Annotated in this window: 23 protein-coding genes; 18 read left to right on the plus strand and 5 right to left on the minus strand. The window is 54.8% G+C overall.

The window, feature by feature from the left end:
* The 3 genes from WBP50_RS03470 to WBP50_RS03480 form a co-directional block, all read right to left on the minus strand.
* A partial coding sequence (locus WBP50_RS03470; RefSeq protein ID WP_423931694.1) for a helix-turn-helix domain-containing protein occupies positions 1-892 on the minus strand: 892 nt, incomplete at its 3' end.
* Positions 893-1,280: 388 nt separating this feature from the next.
* Positions 1,281-1,514 (minus strand): hypothetical protein, encoded by a 234-nt coding sequence (locus WBP50_RS03475; protein WP_423931695.1) that lies wholly within the window; start codon positions 1,512-1,514, stop codon positions 1,281-1,283.
* 330 nt (positions 1,515-1,844) lie between these two features.
* Positions 1,845-2,810, minus strand: coding sequence for a hypothetical protein (locus WBP50_RS03480; protein ID WP_423931697.1), 966 nt, complete (start codon positions 2,808-2,810; stop codon positions 1,845-1,847).
* A gap of 149 nt (positions 2,811-2,959) precedes the next feature.
* Here WBP50_RS03480 and WBP50_RS03485 point away from each other — a divergent pair, with 149 nt between their 5' ends.
* The 13 genes from WBP50_RS03485 (at position 2,960) to WBP50_RS03545 (ending at position 15,686) form a co-directional block, all read left to right on the plus strand.
* Positions 2,960-3,667: a hypothetical protein gene (locus WBP50_RS03485; protein WP_423931698.1), complete on the plus strand. Its 708-nt coding sequence runs from the start codon at positions 2,960-2,962 to the stop codon at positions 3,665-3,667.
* A gap of 219 nt (positions 3,668-3,886) precedes the next feature.
* Positions 3,887-4,333, plus strand: coding sequence for a DUF2059 domain-containing protein (locus WBP50_RS03490; protein WP_423931699.1), 447 nt, complete (start codon positions 3,887-3,889; stop codon positions 4,331-4,333).
* Between the two features lie 145 nt (positions 4,334-4,478).
* Positions 4,479-5,366 (plus strand): hypothetical protein, encoded by an 888-nt coding sequence (locus tag WBP50_RS03495; protein ID WP_423931701.1) that lies wholly within the window; start codon positions 4,479-4,481, stop codon positions 5,364-5,366.
* Positions 5,367-5,624: 258 nt separating this feature from the next.
* Positions 5,625-6,026, plus strand: coding sequence for a PaaI family thioesterase (locus tag WBP50_RS03500; RefSeq protein WP_423931702.1), 402 nt, complete (start codon positions 5,625-5,627; stop codon positions 6,024-6,026).
* Positions 6,027-6,076: 50 nt separating this feature from the next.
* Positions 6,077-6,643, plus strand: a complete 567-nt coding sequence (locus WBP50_RS03505; protein ID WP_423931703.1) for a nitroreductase family protein — start codon at positions 6,077-6,079, stop codon at positions 6,641-6,643.
* A gap of 43 nt (positions 6,644-6,686) precedes the next feature.
* Positions 6,687-7,121 carry a nuclear transport factor 2 family protein gene (locus tag WBP50_RS03510; RefSeq protein ID WP_423931704.1) on the plus strand — a complete coding sequence of 145 codons (435 nt, stop codon included), beginning with the start codon at positions 6,687-6,689 and terminating at the stop codon, positions 7,119-7,121.
* A gap of 259 nt (positions 7,122-7,380) precedes the next feature.
* Positions 7,381-9,129, plus strand: a complete 1,749-nt coding sequence (locus tag WBP50_RS03515; RefSeq protein ID WP_423931706.1) for a type I secretion system permease/ATPase — start codon at positions 7,381-7,383, stop codon at positions 9,127-9,129.
* Positions 9,126-10,835 (plus strand): type I secretion system permease/ATPase, encoded by a 1,710-nt coding sequence (locus WBP50_RS03520; RefSeq protein ID WP_423931708.1) that lies wholly within the window; start codon positions 9,126-9,128, stop codon positions 10,833-10,835. Before WBP50_RS03515 ends, WBP50_RS03520 begins: the two co-directional genes overlap by 4 nt.
* Before the next feature lie 30 nt (positions 10,836-10,865).
* Positions 10,866-12,047: an HlyD family efflux transporter periplasmic adaptor subunit gene (locus tag WBP50_RS03525; protein WP_423931709.1), complete on the plus strand. Its 1,182-nt coding sequence runs from the start codon at positions 10,866-10,868 to the stop codon at positions 12,045-12,047.
* 56 nt (positions 12,048-12,103) lie between these two features.
* Positions 12,104-13,432 (plus strand): TolC family outer membrane protein, encoded by a 1,329-nt coding sequence (locus WBP50_RS03530; RefSeq protein ID WP_423931711.1) that lies wholly within the window; start codon positions 12,104-12,106, stop codon positions 13,430-13,432.
* A gap of 101 nt (positions 13,433-13,533) precedes the next feature.
* On the plus strand, positions 13,534-13,950 hold the full coding sequence (locus WBP50_RS03535) for a hypothetical protein (protein WP_423931712.1): 417 nt from the start codon (positions 13,534-13,536) through the stop codon (positions 13,948-13,950).
* Between the two features lie 113 nt (positions 13,951-14,063).
* Entirely contained in the window at positions 14,064-15,143 is a 1,080-nt protein-coding gene (gene rsgA, locus WBP50_RS03540) for a ribosome small subunit-dependent GTPase A (RefSeq protein WP_423931713.1), read from the plus strand.
* Between the two features lie 129 nt (positions 15,144-15,272).
* Entirely contained in the window at positions 15,273-15,686 is a 414-nt protein-coding gene (locus WBP50_RS03545; RefSeq protein WP_423931715.1) for a hypothetical protein, read from the plus strand.
* 89 nt (positions 15,687-15,775) lie between these two features.
* Here WBP50_RS03545 and WBP50_RS03550 read toward each other — a convergent pair whose 3' ends face one another.
* Positions 15,776-16,114 (minus strand): zinc ribbon domain-containing protein YjdM, encoded by a 339-nt coding sequence (locus WBP50_RS03550; protein WP_423931716.1) that lies wholly within the window; start codon positions 16,112-16,114, stop codon positions 15,776-15,778.
* A gap of 87 nt (positions 16,115-16,201) precedes the next feature.
* Positions 16,202-17,095 (minus strand): SDR family oxidoreductase, encoded by an 894-nt coding sequence (locus WBP50_RS03555; RefSeq protein WP_423931717.1) that lies wholly within the window; start codon positions 17,093-17,095, stop codon positions 16,202-16,204.
* Between the two features lie 222 nt (positions 17,096-17,317).
* Here WBP50_RS03555 and WBP50_RS03560 point away from each other — a divergent pair, with 222 nt between their 5' ends.
* The 5 genes from WBP50_RS03560 to fusA all read left to right on the plus strand — a co-directional run bounded on the left by WBP50_RS03560 (position 17,318) and on the right by fusA (position 22,989).
* Positions 17,318-18,178 (plus strand): 5'-nucleotidase, lipoprotein e(P4) family, encoded by an 861-nt coding sequence (locus WBP50_RS03560; RefSeq protein WP_423931719.1) that lies wholly within the window; start codon positions 17,318-17,320, stop codon positions 18,176-18,178.
* 212 nt (positions 18,179-18,390) lie between these two features.
* Positions 18,391-19,674 carry a glycosyltransferase gene (locus tag WBP50_RS03565; protein ID WP_423931721.1) on the plus strand — a complete coding sequence of 428 codons (1,284 nt, stop codon included), beginning with the start codon at positions 18,391-18,393 and terminating at the stop codon, positions 19,672-19,674.
* Between the two features lie 257 nt (positions 19,675-19,931).
* Positions 19,932-20,336 (plus strand): 30S ribosomal protein S12, encoded by a 405-nt coding sequence (gene rpsL, locus WBP50_RS03570; RefSeq protein WP_292004099.1) that lies wholly within the window; start codon positions 19,932-19,934, stop codon positions 20,334-20,336.
* A gap of 28 nt (positions 20,337-20,364) precedes the next feature.
* On the plus strand, positions 20,365-20,832 hold the full coding sequence (gene rpsG, locus WBP50_RS03575; RefSeq protein ID WP_423931723.1) for a 30S ribosomal protein S7: 468 nt from the start codon (positions 20,365-20,367) through the stop codon (positions 20,830-20,832).
* 42 nt (positions 20,833-20,874) lie between these two features.
* Positions 20,875-22,989, plus strand: a complete 2,115-nt coding sequence (fusA, locus tag WBP50_RS03580; RefSeq protein ID WP_423931724.1) for an elongation factor G — start codon at positions 20,875-20,877, stop codon at positions 22,987-22,989.
* The last annotated feature ends 57 nt before the right edge of the window (positions 22,990-23,046 follow it).

Consider the following 23,046-nt stretch of genomic DNA (forward strand, 5'->3'; position numbering starts at 1 on the left):
CGATTTCTTCAACGTCTTCAAAATCAAGGATTACGGTTGAGAACTTCTCGAAGCGCGACACGAGCCTCTTTGCCTGCGATCGGGATACGAGCTTTTCTCCCTCATATCGGGCCAGCTTTACCGGAACCCTTGTTTTGTTGAAGGAATACTCGTCCGGCTCTGCATACTCGTCATAGAGTTCCTTCATGGTTCGTGGGCAGGTGTTGCTCAATCTGAGATAAATGCTCGTGCCCGGTGTATCAGAGTCGATATCGATCAGCCAGTCATCTTTTTCTGTCTGGTGGGTGAAGTACAGATTTCTTGAGATGATAGCGAAGCTGTCGAATGCCCTCGATGTAAAAAATATACCTTCGCCGGAATGGTTCTGCGGGTCGGTTGTCAGCTTGCCCTTGGCAAGCTCAAGGATTGATTCCCGTGCATCATACAGGCCGGTCAATCGTTGAATACGGTGGAAGATGCCCTCGCCATCGTCAGTAATCGTCAGTTCGCAGTCTATTGCGTTTCTTGAAAAGTAAATTGACAGGTTAAGTCCCTCTGAGTGATCAAGAGCGTTGTTGATCATTTCTGTCGCACCGTATTGCCATATTTCGCGGACATTCCCCGGCAAATCTGCAATCAGGGGAGCTATCGATTCAAGCCATACCACATCCTCTTTCAGGCCAGCCAACCGGAATGTCCAGGATGTTTGCTTAAGAGGGATAAGTGTCGATTTTTTGACGTTTTTCGTCCCCTCCGATCTGACGAGTCCGGCTTCTTCGAGTGCATGCAGGTGCCGTGAAGCCGCCTGTCGTGAGATTTTGAAATGCCTTGCAGTCTCCGCGGCGACATTGAGCGACCTGTCCCTGCAAGCTGTCAGCATGTAGTTTCTTATTTCAGTTGTTCGTTCTCTCATTTGCCCGCCATGTCGTATTCATATTGTCTTGATGACAACAATATATGATTATATGTTGACAATATAAATGATGCTTGTTGACAACAAAGCTGTAGGATTTGACAACAATAACGGTGGGGAGGTAGGGGAAGGTGCTTGTTTTGAGTACTTATGGGGAAAGATGGGTGGTGAAGTCCTTGCGGCGAGGGTCAGGTCTGTCGGGGTTGCTGGCGCTGGAAGTAGTCGAAAATCTGTGTTAGGTGGGGTGGAAAGTGATAGAAGTGCATGTCGTCCCCTGATTCTATGTGATTACTGTGTGCCATGAGCAGGGCTCTCATGGCACGACAGATGATATCATTTGCGGGATTTACATGCAGACTCCTTCAGGAAACTCATCGATTGGCGCTGTTTATTGCCATGCACTGATTGATGTATACGCAATGCCCTCTGGACTCATTTCCCCTTCGATCTTGACTTTTTTATTCAGGAACGGGTGCAGCTTGCTGTCTTCCTGCCAGAGATTTGCCTGTTTGATGACATGAAGTTCTTTTTCATCGAACTGCTGGAGAAAATAGACCGGACCTTCCGATTTAGTGCCGATATTTGCAAGTTTTGAAAACAGATACCCTTCAAAGCTGTTCATTTCAACCTCCATTGTTTGTGGTTAAAGCAAATGAAAAGCAAAACAAGTTCTTGTCGGTCACTTCTGTACTACAAAAAGAAACGGTAGGAACTACTGAACAGCGGAGCCAATACTCATGGAGTTGAGTCAGTTCTTGTCCGGATGAGGTATAAGGGTAAAGATAATTATTTCTATCGAACTATTACAATGATGGTACTTGAAAAATTCTCCATTCCCCGTTTTCAGTAAGGTTGTTCCCACGGTGTTTGCCGTGAAGTCAAACAGGAAAACAGGAATGGCGGACTTCGGGTCGCTGCTCCGTAACCTGCAAAGCCATGCTGTTTCGACCGATTATTCCACAGGCCGCCATATGCTGCCATAATTCTCGTCGTCGCTGCCGATGCTCATCCGGCTTCCTGCGACGGATTCGGCAGGTCCGCTCAGCGCCTCGATCTTTACAGAAGCGACAGTCCGCCAGACTTCAGGATGCCGGTCGGCAATAACAGGAAGGCTGAAATTTCCGGAAATCCTGCCCGGAGAGTAGATCACCGACGTGAACGGTCCGTTATCGCCGTTGTCCTCTGCGGCCGATAGCCAGATTTTACCTTCAGGCGAGATATACATGTCGCTGATATCGCGGTTCGTGAGTCTGTTTTTCCATTTGCCGGGAGCGTTGATTTTTACGCCCTCAAGCCCCTTTCCGGTGAACTGCAGCTCATGGCGATCGAGATCAAGAACGCCCCATCGAATAACGCCATCCGGAAATCGTTGCGATCCGCCTCTTTCGCCAAGCAGCAGCAATAATCGGCCGTCAGTGCCTTTACTACAGGCAAGGCCTTCATACTGATCGCCAACCTGATGAGGTTTGTTGTCGGCCAATACCGGCAGCTTCATGACGCCAAGAATTACCGCCTGTTTTGTCGATGCGTCGAGGCGAAGATGAAATAGTCGCCCGTTCTTTCCCTGCCATGTTCCCGATTCAGCCATAAGGTATTCGCCCGGTCGCGAGGGAACCGGACACAGCGCCTCGAGATCGCTCGCCCTGCCGTCGGCGTCCTGCCAGGAGTCAACAGTGACAGGATGGAGAACCGGGGCTGCGTCTGCCGACAGCGTGATGATCGACATTCTTGGGCCCTTTTCAAACGACAGCGCATCGTGAACGACGAGCCAGGAATTGCCGTCGATCTGCGCCATTCCGCTTATGCCCGCAGCGGGTGGCTGCAATGTGACGTCGGCTGCCGGCTGCATGGTGCTGCAGCCATACATTGGCAGCCAGAGCGGAAGCAATAAGGCTAAGAAGAGAATCCTGCATTTCATGAGAGGAGTACGATATCAGTTGTTCGACAAGTTTTTGTTACCCTCACCCTTGATAATGTATGAAAAAGTGCCGCTTCATATATTGCAACGATATCGTTAACCTCGGTGTTCATGGCTTCCATCGATAACCCTTTTTGCCGGATACGGATATGAAAACCCCGCTGATTTTGCTTCTGTTTTTCCTGACTGCGCCTGCCTTCGCAGGAGATACGCATCCTTTTGCCGAGTGGATACCCGAAGGCTGGAAGCTCATTGCGCACACATCGGGAGATTTGAACAGGGACGGACTTGAGGATGTGGCGCTTGTCGCCGAACGGACAGACCCTGCCAAGTACAGGCAAAACAGGGAATCTCCCGGTGCATCCGTGCTCAATCTGAATCCGCGCCGTCTCATCATTCTGTTCGGAACGCCCGGCGGGTTCAGAAAAATTTTCGGCAGGGATGACCTGCTGCCGAGCGAACATGACGAAGAGGTCCCGTGCCTGGCCGACCGTCTCGATGGCGGCGGGGTCTCGATAAAACGGGGGAATCTGGTGATCGAACTGCATACGTGGCTGAGCTGCGGCAGCTATGGGGTGACGCATGAAACGTTCACGTTTCGTCCTGAAGGGGCGCGATTCCGCCTGATCGGTTACGACCGCTCGGAGTTTTCCAGAAGCAGCGGCGAACAGTCCGACTTCAGCATAAACTACCTTACAGAAAGGAAAAAGATCACGACAGAATTGAACGCCTTTTCGGATTCGAAGCCGAACGTATCGTGGGAGAAGCTTTCCCTGCAGCGAAGGTTCTATCTGGACGACATGTCCCTGGACTGTGATCCGACAGATCCGGGAAACAGGAATAACTGGTGCCGGTAAGGCTGCCCGGCGGGAGACCGGATCGTGAAACGGTGTGAACCGTAAGTTTACGGAGTTGCGGACTTTCCCCGTTTTTCCTATTTTTTCCTACCCGGCAGGTTTCCGCTTTTTTTGCCGTTTCCGTGCGCCGGTCGTTTATCTCAAACCATAATCAAGGGCGATTACATGAGGGTTTTTGGCAATATCCTGATAGTTTTTCTGTTTTGTTCAACGAGCGCGATGGCGGCACCTGCAAGTGAAAGTTCGATAAAGCAGTTGCTTGCGGTCACGCAAACGAAAAAGCTGGTTGACGGCATTGGCGTTCAGCTTGATTCGCTGATGAACAATACGATGCGGCAGGTTTTGGCGGGAAAGACTCCAACGGCCAGACAGCAGAAAGCTATAGGGAAGATGAAAAGCAGAACGGTTGCTCTCATGCACCGGGAACTGGAGTGGGAAAAGCTCGAACCAATGTATATCCGCCTTTTCCGGGAATCGTTTACCGAGGAGGAAGTTGCCGGCATGCTTTCCTTTTACGAAACGCCTGCCGGACAGGCCGTTATTTACAAAATGCCGGTGCTGATGCAGAAAACCATGCAGGATATGCAAAAAATGACCGAAAGGATCGCTCCGGAAATGCAGAAAATCCAGGAGAGTTTTGTGGCTGAAATGTCGGTTGCCGATTAAATAAACGGCTGAACCGGTGGACTCTGAGGGATGACCGATCTGTTTCAGTTCATCAGCGTTTTCGGTTAATCAAACCATTTTTTTTATGGTGCAAAAGGACGTGATTGTTCGGTGGTTCGCAACGTGTTTTTTCGTTTCAATGTTCATGGCCACAAACGCGATGGCGTACCAGATCCCCGGCACCTCGGTGAGCATGCGTCCTCCGGCCGGTTATGTCGCTGCCGACCGCTTTCCGGGTTTCACCAACGAAGCCTCGGGTTCCTCCATCATGGTTACCGAAATTCCGGGGCCATTTGAAGCTGCTACGTCAGGATTTGCCGACAAGCAGCGGATGAAGACACAAAATATGATGATTCTGAGCAGGCAGCCGCTCAAGATTGACGGTCATCCGGGAATTTTGCTTGAAGCTGAACAGCATGTCTACGGAACGTTGTTCAGGAAGTGGATCGTCGCAGTCGACCATTCCGGAGCCACAACGGTTATTGTCGCCTCGTATCCGGAGACGTCGGCGATGCAGGGCAAACAGCTTAAACAGGCGCTTCTGTCCGCCAGAATCGTGAAGGCTGGCGATCCGGCTGAGGCGCTTGACTATACCGCAGCGCCGGTTCCTCCCTTCAAGGTGGCGAGTGTCATCGGTCAGGTCATGCTTCTGACGCCTGAAGGCGTGTTTCCCGTAAAAGAGGAGACCGTTCCGCTGATGGTTTTCGCCCCGTCGTTCTCGAAAGGCATGGCTATAGCTGACAAGAAAATTTTCGCGGAGGATCGTATAAGAGCCTCCGCCGGGCTGAGGAACATTTCCGTCAGTTCGAGCAAGCCTGTCACCATTGACGGTATGCCGGGAATTGAGACCATTGCCGTTGGAGAGGGGGAGGCTGCAGCAACCCCTCTGACCATCTATCAGGTTCTTCTGTTTGACGGTTCGGGATACTGCGTGATTCAGGGGCTTGTCCATTCGAAAGAGAAACAGGCGTATATCCCTGTTTTTGAGAAGATGGCCCGGTCGTTCAGGATGAAAGCATCGCACCATAACTGACACGCTCATCCGCCAGTATCGGCGAAGGAACTTGCCAGTGTGCCGGAAGCAATACCGTCTTTCCTGGCGGCGGTCAGGATCGGGCGGGCGTTTGAGCGGCAGCAAGCGCCCGCAAGGGTATTTCCGGTACTGATTGCGGCAATGGCGGCTTATCTTGTCAATGGTTATCTTTCAGGAAATCCGGTTTTGGACGTATCCGCCTGTTTTCTGCAGGAACGGCTCCGTCGCGCAGGCAGTAACTTTTAATCAGGGATGCAGATGAACGACGAATACATTAGAAATGTGAAAAACGACAGGTTTGCACAACTGTTGGGAATTGAGATCGTTGAGGTATATCCGGGATATGCGCTGGTTGAACTGGCAATAGAGGAGAAGCATAAAAACGGGATAGGTCTTGTTCAGGGCGGTGTGATATTTACGCTCGCCGATTATGCGTTTGCTGCGGCGTGTAATGCCGACGGAAGTACTACGGTAGGAATAAACGCCTCGATCTCCTATTTCAATGCCCCAAAAGGAACAGCTATCAGGGCGGAAGCGAAAGCGGAGAGCCGGCAGAAAAAGATATGCGGGTATAAAGTGGAAATAAAAGATGAAGACGGTACGCTGATCGCTTCGTTTTCAGGGTTGGGGTACAGGATGAGAACGAAAGAAGGCGGGTAAGTCAGTCCTTTACGGAACAGGAGCAATCGCGAAACAAAATCAGGGAAACCATGAACGAGACCATATCGACGATACTCAGGCGGAGAAGCGTGCGCATCTATAGGCCCGATGCGGTCGGTCAGGCCGAACTCGCAGAGATGCTCGAAGCCGCCCGTTATGCCCCCAGCGCAATGAATCAGCAGCCGTGGCACTTCACGGCTATCCGGAACCCCGAACTGCTTCGGAAGCTCGAGGAAAACTGCAAAAGCGCCTTTCTCCAGTCGAATGTCGAAGCCCTGAGGGAGGTTGCAAAACAGGAGGGATTCTGTGTTTTCTACCATGCTCCGCTGATGGTCATCATCTCCGGCAATCCCGGTGCTATCGCCGCGCAGTACGACTGCACCCTCGCCATGGAGAACATGATGCTTGCCGCTGCCTCGCTCGGTATCGGAAGCTGCTGGACGCATGCCGTCATGATGTTCCACGCCACCGAAAAAGGCAAGGCCATCTTCCGGGAACTCGGCGTCGCATTTCCGGATGGTCACCAACCCTACGCGGCAGCCGTTTTCGGCTGGCCGGCGGAACCGTACCCGGAAGCTCCGCCAAAAAATTCGGATTGCATCACCATCATGGACTGAGTATCGGTACCTTTTTCCCCAACAACCATCGCAGGAGGTCCTCATGTCTGCACCGGGAATCCTTTTCGCCCTTGTTTTTTCGCTTTTTTGCGCCATGCCGCTTCGCGCAGCAGAACCCGTCCGGCAAACCGGCGAAAAGCTTGTCAGGCAGCTTTTCGCCGACATGAAGTCCGCTGACATCCCGGCGATCCGGAAGATCATCTCGCCCGAATTCCAGTCCGTCCATCAGGATGGCGCCCGCAACTGCGACCAGCAGATCGAACTGATCAAGGGGCTCGGTATGGCCTCCCCGGTGCTGGGTGACTTCGTTGAAAGTCGCAGCGGGAGCGTCCTCGTCGTGACCTATACGGCAAGCGCGGAGGAGACCGTCGGAGGCAAGCGCCTTCCCGGAAAGCCGGCCCGCAGGCTTTCCGTGTTCCAGGAGACGCCCGAAGGGTGGCGCTGGGTCGCGCACGCGAACCTGCAGGTTATGCCGTGAGCGGTTTTCCGCAGCCTGCGCAGCGGCATGTTGCCGCTGTTCCCCGCCTTTTTCCTCAGGAACCCCTCATCTTTTCCGGAAAAGCATCGTGTGCCTGAAGGCGCCAGGGCGCGCCTTCTGTTACTCTTTTGTGAACTGGAGTGCAGCAGAACAAACGGTTGTTATTTTGATCCGCATAAGATTGGAATCGTACGGCCCCTCGGATACTCTTGTTGCCGGAGGCTGAACGTATGTAATTACAGCAGTTTACCGTTTGACCATGAAGCCAGGCCCGTCTGGAAAACGACCGTTCGCCCACGGGCCTCTTCATGAAGCCCTGCGTTTGCTCGTTCCGTCGATAAAACAGGTTGCTTTTTTCAGTTTTTTCACCAACCTCCTCGTGCTGGCGCCGAGCGGTTATATGCTCGAGGTTTACGACCGGGTGGTGAACAGCCGCAACCACAGGACCCTCTTGATGCTGACCCTGCTTGTGGCGGCCTTGTACCTGCTGCTCGAGGTGCTCGAATGGGTGCGGCGTCAGGTCATGCACGATGCGGGTCTCCAGCTCGACAGATATTTGCAGGGGCATGTTTTTCATGCCACGTTCGCATCCCGGCTTCAGAATAACGCAGCCGTCGGAGTTCAGTACCTGAAGGATCTGAAAACGTTGCGGGAGTTCCTCTCTTCTCAGGCCTTCCTCTCCTTTGTTGACGTGCCTTTCGCCCTGCTCGTGCTCATCCTCATTTTTCTGATGAACCCTTTTCTTGGCTGGTTTTCCCTGGGAGGAGCCCTCGTTCAGTTCCTGATCGGTTTTATCAACGAACGGCGAGTCCGTGAACCGCTCGAACTTGCCGGTCGCCATGCGATGGCATCTCAGGCCTATGCCAATGGCGTGATCCGCAATGCGCAGGTTATCGAATCGATGGGGATGCTCGATCATATCTACGAACGCTGGCAGATAAGGCAGAACGGTTTTCTTCATCATCAGGCGCAGGCTTCGGATTATGCGGGAAACAACGCCTCCCTTTCAAAAATGGCCCAGGGGCTCGTGAGCTCACTGTTGCTCGGGTTCGGCGGTTTTCTTGCAATTCGCGGGGAACTGGGCGGCTCGGGAATGATTGTCGCTTCAATTCTCGGCGGCAGGGTGCTTTCACCTCTTGTGCAGGTTATTGCCGGCTGGAAGCAGGTGGAAGCCTTTCGCGAGGCCTTTGTGCGCCTCGATGCCCTTTTTCGGGATTTTCCGTTACCCGAAAAAACGATGTCCCTGCCGGCTCCTGCCGGCGCGCTTTCGGTTGAAGGGGTTATTGCCGGGCCGCCGAAAAGCGGGGTGCAGATTCTCAAGGGGATCAGTTTTCGGGTTGCTCCAGGCGGGACGCTGGCCATAGCAGGTCCTTCGGCTTCAGGGAAGACAACGCTTGCGCGTCTTCTCGTAGGCATATGGCCAGCCATGAGCGGCAAGGTCAGGCTTGATGGGAGTGACGTCCATGCTTGGAACAAGGACGAGCTTGGCCCGAATATCGGCTATCTGCCTCAGAATAGTGAACTGTTCGAAGGTTCGATTGCCGAGAATATCCGGCGATTCGGCGCTCCCGATACGCAGAAGGTTTTGCTTGCCTGCCGGATGGTTGGGCTTGAGTCCTTTATCGACTCGTTGCCCGAAGGCATCGATACGCTGGTGGGTGATGGCGGGGCCTTTCTTTCCGGCGGTGAACGCCAGCGGGTGGCTCTGGCGAGGGCGGTTTACGGAATGCCGAAATTCGTCGTTCTCGATGAACCGGATGCAAGCCTCGACCAGGCGGGAGACGCAGCGCTTCTGCATACCATCGGTGCGCTCAAGGCTCACGGCAGCACCGTGATTGTGATCACTCACCGCAGGAATATTCTCTCGGCTGTCGAGTATATGCTCGTACTTGCCGACGGCAGGATTCAGAAATCGGGCAGGTGCGAAGAGGTTCTTGCCGCACTGCAGCCTGAAACTGCCGTCAATGGCGCAGTCGCACCGGTGCAGTTTGCGGGAGGAGCGGCATGAAAAGGAAGGGGATGCAGGGCGGCGCTCTCGGAAAAAGCATTGCCGCTTTCAGGAAGGAATTTATCCTGGCCGGTATTTTCAGCCTGATTGCCAACCTGCTGCTTCTGACGCCCACGATGTACATGCTGCAGGTCTACGACCGCGTTCTTGTCAGCCGGAACGAGCTTACGCTGCTCGTTATCACCCTGGTGCTGATCCTGTTTTATGCAGCCATGGCTTATGCCGAATGGCTGCGTTCGAGGCTGCTTGTCCGTATCGGAGTCAGGCTCGATGAAGAGCTGAGTGCTCAGGTTTTTCACTCGAGCTTCGAATCCTATCTGCGCAATGCCGCCCAGAAGTCGCTCAATCCGCTTTCGGATCTCGTGACGGTTCGTCAGTTTTTTACCGGGAACGGCATCATCTCTTTTTTTGATCTTCCCTGGATTCCCGTTTACATCCTCATAACGTTTCTGCTTCATCCTTATCTGGGCTGGCTTTCGTTGCTTTTTGCCTGCGTTCAGCTTGTTGTTACCTATACGGCAAACCGTGTGGCGGTCAAGGGGATCGAGGATGAAACAAACTCGGCAGCAAGCAGCAACACCTTTGTGCAGAGCAAGCTGCGCAACATCGAAGCGGTTCACGCCATGGGGATGGTTCCTCATATGCGGGACCGATGGGTTGAGTGTCACGAAGCCTCGCTCGCGCAAAACGAAGATTCCCGGCAGCGGTTGCACCGCCAGCAGTCGTTTTCGAAGTTTGTCCGTTACTGCATGCAGTCGTTCACCCTCGGCGCTGGCGCGCTGCTGGTAATCGACGGCAAACTGACGCCGGGAGCCATGATCGCGGGCAATGTGCTGATGGCCCGCGCTTTGCAGCCTCTCGATCAGATCATCGCCACCTGGCAGCTCTTTATTCAGGCCCGGATGTCCATGAGGCAGCTCGACAGGCTGCTTGACGAATATCCCCGGCGCACCCGTGGGGCAGTTCATGGCGACCCTCGGGGAGCCCTCAGGCTCGAAGGGCTTTCGGCAACGGCAGCGGGTCGTCCGGCGCCGATTCTGCAGGACGTGACGCTCGACATTCCTGCGGGTACCGTTGTTGCGGTTCTTGGTCCTTCCGGTTCAGGCAAATCAACGCTTGCCCGCTGTCTTGTCGGGGTCTGGCCCGAAGTGCAGGGCAACGTGCTGCTGGATAACGAACCGCTGCAGAGCTGGGACAGGATGCAGCTTGGCCCGCATATCGGCTATCTTCCGCAGGATGTGGAGCTGTTTGACGGTACGATTGCGGAAAATATAGCCCGGTTTGCCGAAGTTGATGCCCGCAAGGTTATCGAGGCCGCCCGCAAGACGGGCATTCACGAGATGATCCTTCGTTTTCCCAGGGGTTACGATACCGAAATCGGAGAGGCCGGAGGGGTGCTTTCTGGTGGTCAGCGCCAGCGAATCGCTCTTGCGCGGGCGCTCTATGGCGATCCTGCCTTTCTGGTGCTCGACGAGCCGAACGCGAATCTCGACGACGGCGGAGAGCGCTCGCTCCTCCAGACCGTTCGGAATCTGAAAGCCGCAGGAAAGACGGTTGTGCTCGTTACCCACAGGGTAAACATTCTGGGTGCCGCAGACCTGCTGCTGGTGCTGGAAAACGGACGTATCGCCCTGTTCGGGCCGCCCGATGCGGTTGCCGTCGCTCAGGCCTCACAACCTCGCCCCTTGCCTGCAGGCGCAGTCTGATTTTTTAACCGAGACAAGAACAGTGTAACCATGGCATTTCCTGGAGCAAAGAGCAATATCGGCACGGCAGGTCCCGAAACGGTCAGTGCCGACAGCAAAAGACCGGCAGGAGAGCGCTTCAGCTCCGTTCGGATTGGGATTGTCGTGCTCATCATCGGATTCGGGGGCTTTCTTCTCTGGGCCGGATTCGCCCCGCTCGATGAGGGCGTGCCCTGCGACGGGATTGTGAGCATTGCAACCAAATCGAAGATCGTTCAGCACCTGCACGGAGGGCTCGTTCAGGCGGTGCATGTCCGGGAAGGGCAGATGGTCAAGGAGGGAGACAGGCTTTTTACCCTCGACAGCCAGACATCGAAAGCCCGGTACGAGGAGGTGCATCAGCACTATCTTGGCGTCCGTGCGGCCGAGAGCCGGTTGCTTGCCGAACAGCGCGGTTCGGGGAGGATAAGTTTTCACCGGGATCTTCTCGATGATCCGGACAGGCCTCTGGTGCAGCGTCTCATGCAGAACGAGCAGCAGCTGTTTCTTTCCAGAGAGCGAATCGTGAGGCTTTTGCAGGAACAGATCACCGGAATCAGGGATCTCGTTCGTGAAGGATATGCCCCCCTCAACCAGCAGCGCGAACTCGAAATGAAGCTTGCGGAAATAAAAGCCGGCCAGCAGAGCGAGATGGCTCAGGTGCAGCGGGAGGTGCAGGCCGACGCCGAGAAGTCTGCCGCGCTTGCCGGGGAACTTGCCATGACGGAGATCAGGGCTCCGGCTTCCGGCCAGGTTATTGGCCTCAGGGTTCAGACTGTGGGCGCGGTCATTCAGCCCGGCGAAAAGCTGATGGATATCGTGCCGCTCGATGAGGCCATGCTGGTCGAGGTCCGGATTCCCCCGCATCTTGTCGACCGCGTCTATTCGGGTCTGATAGCAGACGTTCGTTTCAATTCGTTTGCCCATTCGCCGCAGCTTGTCGTCGAGGGCAAGGTAGAGTCCGTTTCCAGGGATCTGGTTACCGATCCAAGGCTCAATCCCGTTCAGCCCGGAGCATCGTACTATCTCGTTCTGGTTTCGATCACCGCCGACGGACTGAAGGCGCTGGGGAACCGTCAGCTGCAGCCGGGCATGCCGGTTCAGGCGGTCATCAAGACCGGAGAGAGAACCTTCCTGACCTATCTGCTCAATCCGCTGATCAGGCGGATCGCGGTGTCGATGAAGGAGGAGTGAGGGTGCGGCGGTGCGTTTTTTTTGGATTGCAAAATTATCAGAAAAGCCGGTTAATCATGACGAGACAGCCATTCCTGTTCCTTCTTGCCTTTATGCTGCTCTGCGTTTCGCCTTTGCATGCAGGCGCCCTGGGCCTTTCGGAGGCGTGCCAGAGGGCTCTGGAGTATGATGCCCGGTATCGGGCAGCCGAAGCCGAACATGCCGTGCAGAAAGAGGAGACCGCCAAGGCCCGCTCGCGTTTCAGGCCGAGTCTGCGCATTAATGCGGCGAGCGGCAGGAGCACTACCGAGAGCACATCTCTGGTGAACGATCTCTCGAAAGAGCAGTCCTACAATACCCGTAACTACAGTATCCAGCTCAGGCAGTCCGTTTTCAACCTTTCCGATTTCGAGTCTTACGGACAGGCAAAAGCCGTTGTCGCCAAAAGCGATGCCGTTCTGGAAAGCGAGTTATCGAGTCTTCTTGTCAGGACGCTCGAAGCCTATATCAATGTGCTGTACGCCAGGGACAATCTGGAATTCAGTCGTGCGCATGTCCAAACGGCAAAAGAACAGCTCGCACAGGCAAAACGGCGGCTTGCCGCAGGCTTCGGTACCATTACCGAAGTCAGTGAGGCCCAGGCGGGTTACGATATGGCTCTTGCCGAAGGGCTGGAGTTCAACAACACCCTCGAGGTCAATCGCAGGGCGCTTGAGAGCATGACCGGCGTCTACCCCGATTCATTGCAGGAGTTCGTTCCCGAAAAAATGGTGCTTGCCGTTCCGGCGCCGCACGACGTCGGGCAGTGGATACGGCTTGCCCACGAAAACAATCCTCTCCGTGAAGCCGCCGCACAGGATGTATCGTATTTCCGCAAACAGATCGACAAGAGTCGTGCAGCGCGCTATCCGGTAGTGGAACTCGTCGCATCGAAAACGTTTTCTGAAAGCGACAACAACTATTCGATCGGGACCCGATACGACACCTACGCCATAAGCATGCAGATGAGCATCCCCCTTTATTCGGGAGGTTTTGTCAGCTCATCGGTCCGTCAGGCTTCGGGGCAGCTTCGGGGAGCGTATGAGCAGCTCTCCCTTCGGGAGAGGAATCTTGCTCTCGATGTCCGCAAGTATTATACCGGCATTATCAGCAGTATCGCCCAGATCAGGGCCTATGAACAGGCGGTTAAGGCGAACGAAATTGCCCTGACCGGCACAAGAAAGGGGTTCGGTGCCGGCTTCAGGAGCAATGTCGATGTACTGAGCGCTCTGAAAAACCTGTACGACAGCAAACGCAATCTTTCAAAATCCAGGTATCTCTTTGTCCTTAACGTGATCAGGCTGAAAGAGGCTGCGGGGGTGCTGACGACAGAGGATGTCGCGGCAATTGCCGGCTGGACCCGTTAGCTGGGCGGCGCGGACGGAATATTCGATGAGGGTTCCGACCGGGGCCGTGTATCGGCAGTGAGCCGTGCGCTTTTCTCAAGCCAGACTTCAGGAGTCCATCAATGACATTTCGGCACACCGGATATCCGTTCCGCCAAATCCGGCTTCTCGCGTTTCTGCTCATGTTTCTTGGCGTGTCCGCGTTGTACGGAGGGTACTCGCTCATGGCTGATCCCGGGGGCCGGAGACTGCAGATGTCCAAAGCTATCCTGACCGGCACGCCCTTTCATGACTTTTTCCTTCCCGGTCTTTTCCTGTTCTTTGGCCTCGGAATCGGATCGCTGGTCTCTCTGCTGGGGTTCGCCCTTCGCTCGACATGCTCCATTCCCTGTAGCGCCCTCGCAGGCATCGCGCTGCTCGTCTGGATCCTTGTACAGGTGCTTCTTGTGGGGTACATCTCATGGCTGCAGCCTTTCTATGCCTCTGTGGGGGCGGCGATCGCCGTTCTGGCAATCCGGGCCGCGAGGACCCAACCCTGAGGGTTCGCCCGACCTGTTTGCCGGAACAGTTTCCGGATTTTCCTTGCCGGAAAGGAATCGTTCTCTTTTATTGTCCAGGGCCGATCGGTCCATACACTGTCTGGTGACATCCTATGACGCAATTGAGTGATCCTGGTTTTGAACACTGGTTTGAAGCGCATGCCGCCGCCACTCCCGGCGAGGGCCAAGACATCGCACGGGTGTCTGCAGTCGATCGGAACTCCTGCATGATCAGAAATGAACAGGGGGAAATTCCTGCCGAACTTTCGGGGAAGTTCCTGTTCAATGTCGGGTCGCCGGTCGATTTGCCGTGTGTCGGCGACCGGGTTGCCGTGCAGTATCACAATGACGGCGCTTCGGCAATCATCCACGGACTCTTCCCCCGAAAGACGTATTTGCGCCGGAAGTGTGCCGGAACGGAAGTGGATTACCAGATGATAGCAGCCAACATCGATATCGCATTCATCGTCCAGTCGTGCCACTTCGACTTCAACCTGCCGAGACTGAACCGGTATCTGGTCATGGCTGCCGACGGCCATGTGGAGCCGATTGTCATTCTTGCCAAAACCGACCTGATTTCCGGCGATGAGCTGCAGGGGAAGATTGCGGCCATCAGAGCGGCAGGCATCACAGCCAGGGTGATTGCACTCAGCAACCTGACCGGCTCCGGATTCGACGAATTCCGACAGGCAGTGCAGCCGGGCCTGATCCATTGCCTGCTCGGTTCCTCCGGAGTCGGCAAGAGTACCCTGATCAATCGTCTCACCGGACGGGATGACCTCGACACGAAAGCTGTCAGCAGTACGGGAGAGGGCACGCACACCACGACGCGCCGCCAGCTTCTCGTTCTTGACGATGGCGTCATGTTCATCGATACGCCGGGCATGCGGGAACTGGGCCTTCTGGGCGCCACTGAAGGGGTAAACAAAGGGTTTGAAGATATTACCGGACTCTCCACGGCCTGCCGCTATGCCGATTGCAGTCATACCGGGGAATCGGGCTGTGCAGTACTTGCCGCAATTGCATGCGGCGAGTTGAGCCGGGATCGCTATGCCGGTTATCTGAAACTCAGGAAAGAGTCGGAGTTTCACGAGCTGTCGTACCTCGGCAAACGGAAAAAGGACCGGGCATTCGGCCGCTTCGTCAAGATGGCCAGGAAGGATATGAAACGATGGGACAACCATCGGCCATAGCGGTGCCGGAGTTCATTGCGTTGGGCCGGGATTGTTTTGCATGTTATCTTTACAGGGAGGACCGTGGTTCGCCGGCAATCAGTTTGCAATCCCCGTCAACAGACTGTTAAAAACTCTGGAGGTCTCGCTATGAAAATACCGACTCTGTTATCCGCTGCGGCGCTTGTTTTTTTTATGGTCACGGCGGGCTGTGCGCCAAGCAGCCAGGTGACGAACAAATCGGGAATGCTGCTGAAAAAGGTCAGGGTAAATACCGTCGGGTTTACCGAGAATCTTGATCATTGCGGGGACGGCTGTTCCTCCGGATTCAAGGACGTGCCTGCCGGAAAGAACGTGATCTTCCTGCAAGTGGCAGAGGGCTCCGAATGGATGACATTGGGCGAACTGGGACCGTTCGAGAAAAAGGCTCACTACTCGGTCACCATCACAAAAACCGGCGATCAGTTCTGTGCCGAATTATGGAAACGGCTGCAGACGGGCACCACCTTCAACGACGACGCTACAAGGATCTTTATCGGAAAGTCGTGTATGCCCTCGAAATAGCCCGGAGGCGAACCGACAGCGGGAGGTCCCGGCAATAACCATCGTGACGCCGCAGAAAGAAGACCGTTTCTGCGGCGTTTTGGCGCGTATCAGGCTTTCCTGACGAATTCAGACTTCAGCTGCATCGCTCCGAAGCCGTCGATCCTGCAGTCGATGTCGTGATCCCCCTCGATGAGGCGGATGTTCTTCACCTTCGTGCCTCCTTTTACGGACGATGACGAACCTTTGACCTTGAGATCCTTGATTACCGTCACGGTATCGCCGTTCTGCAGGATGTTTCCGTTCGCATCCTTCCACACGCGGTTCTCTTCCGCCGGAGCGTGTTCCGGCCCGCTCCATTCGTGGGCGCATTCAGGGCAGGTCAGGAGGTGACCAACCTCGTAGGTGTATTCCGAGTTGCATTTGGGGCAGTTCGGCAGATCGCTCATGATGCTTCTTTTTTTGAGATGTTCAGGCAAAATTTCGTGGCGGCATAGTAGCGATTTTTGGCAAAACATCTGTTCCGGGAAAAAGGGTCACGCTTTAGCTCCCTCCCTTGCAGCGAGTTCGCGGTAAAAATCCTCGAGATGGCGCGTGCCGGTCGCCGGGGCGACGTTGTCGAGTCCGCTGACCGATACCGCGAAAGCAAGGATGCCTGCCAGCGGCTTGTTGACGATGCCGGTGACGAAGAGCGCCGCGTCTCCAACCCACAAGGGGATGTGCGTGATCCAGGGATTTTTGCCGACGGCCTCGAACGCCATGTCGACGGTTTCGTTGAAGCTGTAGGTGGCGGGTCCTCCCACACTGATCTCTTTTTCGCTGCTTTCCACCGCATCGACGCACACCTTCGCGAGGTCCGCTCCATGGATGGGGTTTACGTGGTTTCTGCCGTCGCCGAGCATGAACATGTGGCCTGATCGAGCTGACGCGAGAAACATGCCCATGTCGGAAAAGAAGCCCGTGGGACGGATGACGGTGCCGGGTATCGGGGCCGACTGCAGGTCGCGAACGAAATGTTCGTGGGCTTTGACGACATCGACGTCCATCATTTTCTGCGCGTTGAAAACCGAAATGTAGATGAACTTTTTCACGCCGTGCGACAGCGCGTCCTCGAGCAGGGCCCTGTTGCCCAGATGATCGATCTCTTCGCTGGTGACGCCGTCCTGCGGTTTGGTAAGGCCCATGCAGGAAAAGACGATATCGACGCCCTTGCAGGCGTCTTTCAGAGATTCCCGTTCCGTGGCGTCTCCCCTGACCACCTCGTCGATCAGCGAAGAGACCGCAGGTTCGAGATTGGGGCCTTCGGACGCAAGCTTTTCCGGGTTTCTCACCAGAGCGCGGACAGCATAGCCCCGCTCGGCGAATTCTTTCACCACATACCTGCCGAGATAACCCGACGCACCTGCTACCAGTACTTTCTGTTTGTTCATGATGGTTCGCTGTTTGTTTTTCCTGTTTTTCACTGAACCGCAGCAGCAGGCTAATTGTTCAGTCTCCACTATAGATATATAGAACATACAGAGCATATAACCGGTCGCATTCGGGAGGACGCCGTTCATTCGTCATGGCAGAGCCCTGTATATCCGGGCAAAAGTACAGGCGCCGTCTGGTGTGTCACCTGCTTTTTTCATAACTTTCAGGGCTGTCGTACCGTGTCAGGTGAACCAACCCCATACTCCCCGGAGGTCTCCGCCATGAAGAACTTTTTCAGATCGATTTGTGCCGCCCTGTCAGTGCTGCTGTCGGCCGGATGTGCGTCGACCGCAAACAACAATTTCAACAGTCTTCTGTGGATGCAGTCGTCGGCGGAATACAGGGCCAATACGACCCAGGCTTACAATATGGCATTGAAAAATATAGACGCAGCACTCCGCGATCGCAAGTGGACGGCTGCCAAAGAACAGACCGGAGAGTTTTCGTCTTTGCCTCCTGCCGTGGTGATGGATATCGACGAGACCGTGCTCGACAACTCCAGGTATATGGGAAAGATGGTGCTTGACGGTGGCGAGTGGAGCCAGGCGACATGGGATGAGTGGCTTGCCTTGAAAGATGCGACGGCCGTTCCCGGAGCGGTCGAGTTCATCAACGCCATGAAAGACAAACATGTCCGGGTTGTTTTCATCTCCAACAGGGAGTGCCGGAAAGGCGGCAAGCCGGGGTCGGGATGTTCGCAGGAAGCCGATACGATAGAGAACCTTTCGAAAGTCGGTGTCGCAGGTGTGCTGCCTGAAAACGTACTGCTTGCGGGTGAGCGGGACGGATGGACTTCCGAAAAGAAAAGCCGGCGTGAAGAGATTTCGAAACAATACCGGATCGTGATGCTTTTCGGAGACGATCTCGGTGATTTTCTGGCGGATGTGAAAAGCAGTATCACTCCCGAGGAGCGTGACCGGCTGGTCGGCGAATACAAGAACAACTGGGGCAGAAAGTGGTTCATGCTGCCGAATCCTACCTACGGGTCGTGGCTGAATGTTCTTGGCGATCCGAAGTCCCGGTATGTCAGGAAATACTGAGCGGGCCGCCGCGGCATGTTCAGAGAGAGATAGAGGGCGCGCGCGTGTGCGTCCTTTTGCAAAAAATTTTTAAATTACAAGCCTCTTTGACGGAATATCCGGAAAGGAAAAAAGCCGCTGAGAAGCGGTTTTTTTTGTCAACAGCTGCGTTTTATTGAAACTGCCGGCATGTTGCCGGCAGGTAACTGATTACAAGTTTTTTCCCTTTTTTGATGAAAAAGATACTGTTTCTGTCGATCAACTACCCCCCGATGCTTACGACGGGCTCATTGAGGGCGTCAAGGCTTGTTGCCAGTCTCCCTGAACTGGGCTGGGCGCCTCTTGTGGTTGCCCCTGCCGATATCGCATGGAATGAGGACGGCAAAAACCGTGCACTCGGCGAGAGTGCCGAATTTACCGGCATCTACCGTACAGGGGAGCTTGTGGAGGCCGAGACCTTCGGGCCTGAACGAACGGCGCAGCTGGTGCAGGGTATGAGCGCAACAGCCCCCACCGGTTCGCCGCTGCGGATGATTTCAGGCCTGCTTCCCGGAGTGAATCTTGTTGCCGGCTGGGAAAAGCAGGCTGCTTCGGTTGCCGAGGGCATCATCAGCCGCCATGATCCGGTCGATGCCATCTACGCCCAGGGACCTCCTGCTGCTCCGCTTCTGCTTGCACTCGAACTCTCAAAAAAACACGGTTTGCCGGTGCTTTTCGATCTGGTCGCTCCGCTCGACACGTCGTCAGTTTCAGGTTCACGCCAGAGCGATGCCGCACAGATCGAGGAGAGGGTGATCACTTCCGGCCATGCAGTCATAACGCCTACCCGTGCGCTCAAGGAGTACTTTCTGAAGAAATACTTCGGAAAGGCCACACACGACGATATTACGATCATACCGGATTTCTGTACGGATTCCTTCTCTCCCTCGGCCTCACGAAGGCAGGCCTCTGCAGGCGCTCCCGGAGTGACGGTTCTTGTGGAGCAGGCATCGGGAAAGGAACTGAAGCTGTTTTTCTCGGCGCTGGGGCGCTATATGAAGCATGCCGGATCGTTTTCCATGCAGCCATCGCTCCAGGTTCTCGGAGGCGACGAAAAGGAGATCATGAAATACATCCGTAAATATACTCCGGAAGCTTCCGTTTCCGTTGTCCGGAGGCTCTCCGGTCAGGATGAGCTTGAACGCATCAGGCAGTGCGACCTGTTCGGCGTGGTGGCCTGCAGTGACGGGCACGCTCCGTTTACGGTTCCGGAGCTGGCGGTCGATGCGCTCTGTATGAGAAAACCTTTTTTTGTCGTCGGTCCCGAAGGGCCGACAGCCCGGCTTGCCGTCGAGGCCGGCGGCTTCTGGGCCCCTCTGGAGAGCGCCGACGGTATCGCTCAGCTTCTCGGCAGTGCATTCGAGTCGATACGCAACTCCCCGGAGCGGCCTCCATATGGAGGCATGCAGGAGAAGCTGTCCGCTTCGCAGGTGCTGGGCGACCTGTCGAAAACCCTGGCCTATCTGCTTCCGGTATGACCGGATGCGCTGCGGCCGCGAGGCGAATTCCCCTCTTCCGAATGCATTGAAATGCAGCGCGGCGGCCCGTCGGAGGCCGCATGTGCAGGCCTCTGCCGCCCGGAAACGGTGTCCATGGCTTTTTTATCCTGAAAAGCAGAAAAATGGCTTTCCGGATTTTGTTTTTTATTCCGATTGAATTACATTGGTTGTCCTTATGGATTTTTATGATTTACATCGTGTAAAATCAGACGTTTTAAAAGAAAAAGATTTTCAGTATGCCGACGATCCAGCAGCTTATCAGGAGCGGAAGAAGTGTAAAGGCGTCTAAAACAGCGTCTCCGGCGCTTGAGAAATGCCCGCAGAAAAGGGGTGTTTGCACGCGAGTCTATACAACCACGCCGAAAAAACCGAACTCCGCGTTACGGAAAGTTGCGCGTGTGCGGCTTTCGAACAAGATTGAGGTTACAGCATATATCCCGGGCGAAGGTCATAACCTGCAGGAGCACTCGATTGTGCTGATCCGTGGCGGCAGGGTCAAGGATCTTCCCGGTGTGCGCTATCATATCGTGAGGGGTTCGCTGGATACGTCCGGCGTGGCCGACCGCAAGCAGAGTCGCTCGAAGTATGGTGCGAAACAGCCCAAGGCTGGCGCGGCTGCTCCGGCAAAAGGCAAAAGATAAATTGAATTTTTAATCCGGAAGAACGAATATGTCGAAAAAAGGTAGCTACAAGAGTGTCGGTGTTGATTTCCGTTACGGGGATGAAAGTGTAGCCCGTTTTATCAACGCGGTCATGCTCGACGGTAAAAAGGAAGTTGCGGCAAAGATCGTTTACGATGCCTTTGATATTATTGCCGAGAAGATGACCGGGGAGGATCCTCTTGAAGTGTATCGCAAGGCGATGTCGAATATCGCTCCTGTTGTCGAGGTTCGCAGCAAGAGGGTCGGCGGCGCCACCTATCAGATTCCTATGGAAGTAAAGCCTTCCAGGAGAGGCGCTCTGGCTTTCCGCTGGCTGAAGCAGTACTCGGCGAAGCGCGGCGGCCGTTCGATGGCTGAGAAGTTCGCAGCCGAACTGATGGATGCTGCCAACGAGCAGGGTGCATCGGTGAAAAAGCGTGACGAAGTGCACCGGATGGCTGATGCCAACAAGGCCTTCGCTCATTTCCGTTTCTGAGGTAGTAGTGATAACTGCAGGTAAAAAGCCAAAAAGGGTATTATGACAAGGCTGGTTGATTTAGATAAGGTACGCAATATCGGCATCATGGCGCACATCGATGCCGGCAAGACGACAACGACTGAGAGGATTCTCTACTATACCGGGCGTCTGCACCGGATGGGCGAGGTGCATGATGGCGGAGCCACCATGGACTGGATGGAGCAGGAGAAGGAGCGCGGTATTACGATCACCTCTGCGGCGACAACCTGTTTCTGGATTCCGAAGTTCGGTAACTATTCCGGTATCAACCACAGGATCAATATTATCGATACTCCCGGCCACGTGGATTTCACCGTCGAGGTGGAGCGTTCGCTGAGGGTTCTCGACGGCGCGGTTGCGCTGTTCTGTGCGGTCGGAGGCGTTGAGCCCCAGTCCGAAACAGTCTGGCGCCAGGCCAACAAGTATGGTGTGCCGAGAATTGCCTATGTCAACAAGATGGACAGGACAGGGGCAAACTTCTTTGATACCGTCAAGGCTATCAGGGAGAGGCTTGGTGCAAACCCCGTTCCGCTGCAGATCCCTATCGGTGAAGGCGAGATCTTTGCCGGTTTTGTCGATCTGATCAGAATGAAGGGGATTATCTATAACAAGGATGACGGCAGTACCTATAACGAAGTCGAGATTCCCCATGACCTGCAGAACGAAGCGAGGACATGGCGGATCAATATGCTTGAGGCGGTTTCCGAGGTTGATGATACGCTGCTTGAGAAGTATCTGAACGGTGAGGAGATTACCGAGCAGGAGGTGAGGGCAGTGCTTCGCAAGGCTACGCTCAACGTCACCATCATTCCGGTTCTTTGCGGTTCATCGTTCAAGAACAAGGGTGTTCAGTTCATGCTGGACGCGGTTGTCGAGTATCTTGCCTCTCCGGTTGATGTCGGCGCTGTCGAGGGTCACCATCCCCGTACGGAGGAGCCGGTATCAAGAGCACCGAAGGATGAAGAGCCGTTTGCCGGTCTTGCCTTCAAGATCGCGACCGATCCCTTTGTCGGGAAGCTTACCTTTTTCAGGGTCTACTCCGGAATTCTCAAGGCGGGCAGTTATGTGCTGAACACCATGACGGGCAAGAAGGAGCGTATCGGTCGCATCCTTCAGATGCACTCGAACAAGAGAGAGGATATTGATTGTGTCTATGCCGGCGATATCGCGGCAGCTGTCGGTCTGAAGGACGTCAGGACAGGCGATACGATCTGTGATGAAGCCAATCCGGTGGTGCTCGAAAAAATGGTGTTCCCCGAGCCGGTTATCCAGATCGCCATCGAGCCCAAAACAAAAGCTGATAACGACAAGCTCGGCATGTCGCTTGCAAAGCTTGCCGAAGAGGATCCTACCTTCAAGGTAAAGACCGATGACGAAACCGGTCAGACGCTGATTGCCGGTATGGGTGAGCTGCATCTTGAAATTCTTGTCGATCGGCTCAAGCGGGAGTTCAAGGTCGAGGCCAATGTTGGTCAGCCTCAGGTCGCCTACCGTGAAACCATCAGGAAATCCGTTGAATTTGAAGGGAAGTTTGTCCGTCAGTCGGGCGGCAAGGGCCAGTTCGGTCTGGTTGTTCTCAGGGTTGAGCCTCTTGAAGAGGGCAAGGGATACGAATTTGTGGATGCGATCAAGGGCGGCGTGATTCCGAAAGAGTATATTCCTGCCGTCAATGCAGGTGTACAGCAGGCCATGAAAAGCGGTGTTGTTGCCGGATTTCCGATGCAGGATATCAAGGTCACTCTTCTGGACGGCAAGTATCACGAGGTTGACTCTTCGGAGATGGCCTTCAAGATTGCCGGTTCCATAGGGTTCAAGGGTGCGGCCAAAAAAGCCGATCCGGTTCTGCTCGAGCCGATCATGAAGGTGGAAGTGGTAACGCCTGAAGAGTATCTTGGTGATGTGATGGGTGACTTGTCGAGCCGTCGCGGTCATATCGAAGGTATGGGACAAAGGGCAGGAGCCCAGTTTGTTAATTCCAAGGTGCCGCTTTCGGCGATGTTCGGCTATTCGACCGATCTTCGTTCGATGAGCCAGGGCCGCGCAAACTATTCGATGGAATTCGACTGTTATCGCGAGGTTCCTCGCAGTGTCGCCGAGGCTATGCAGGAGAAGAGGGCAGGCGGGGATTCGGAATAATCAGGCAGTGCCTGTATCAGTTTTAACTATTACTAAATAATAACATATAACCGACAC

It is taken from the genome of Chlorobium sp., assembly GCF_049593655.1.
Lineage (GTDB): Bacteria > Bacteroidota > Chlorobiia > Chlorobiales > Chlorobiaceae > Chlorobium.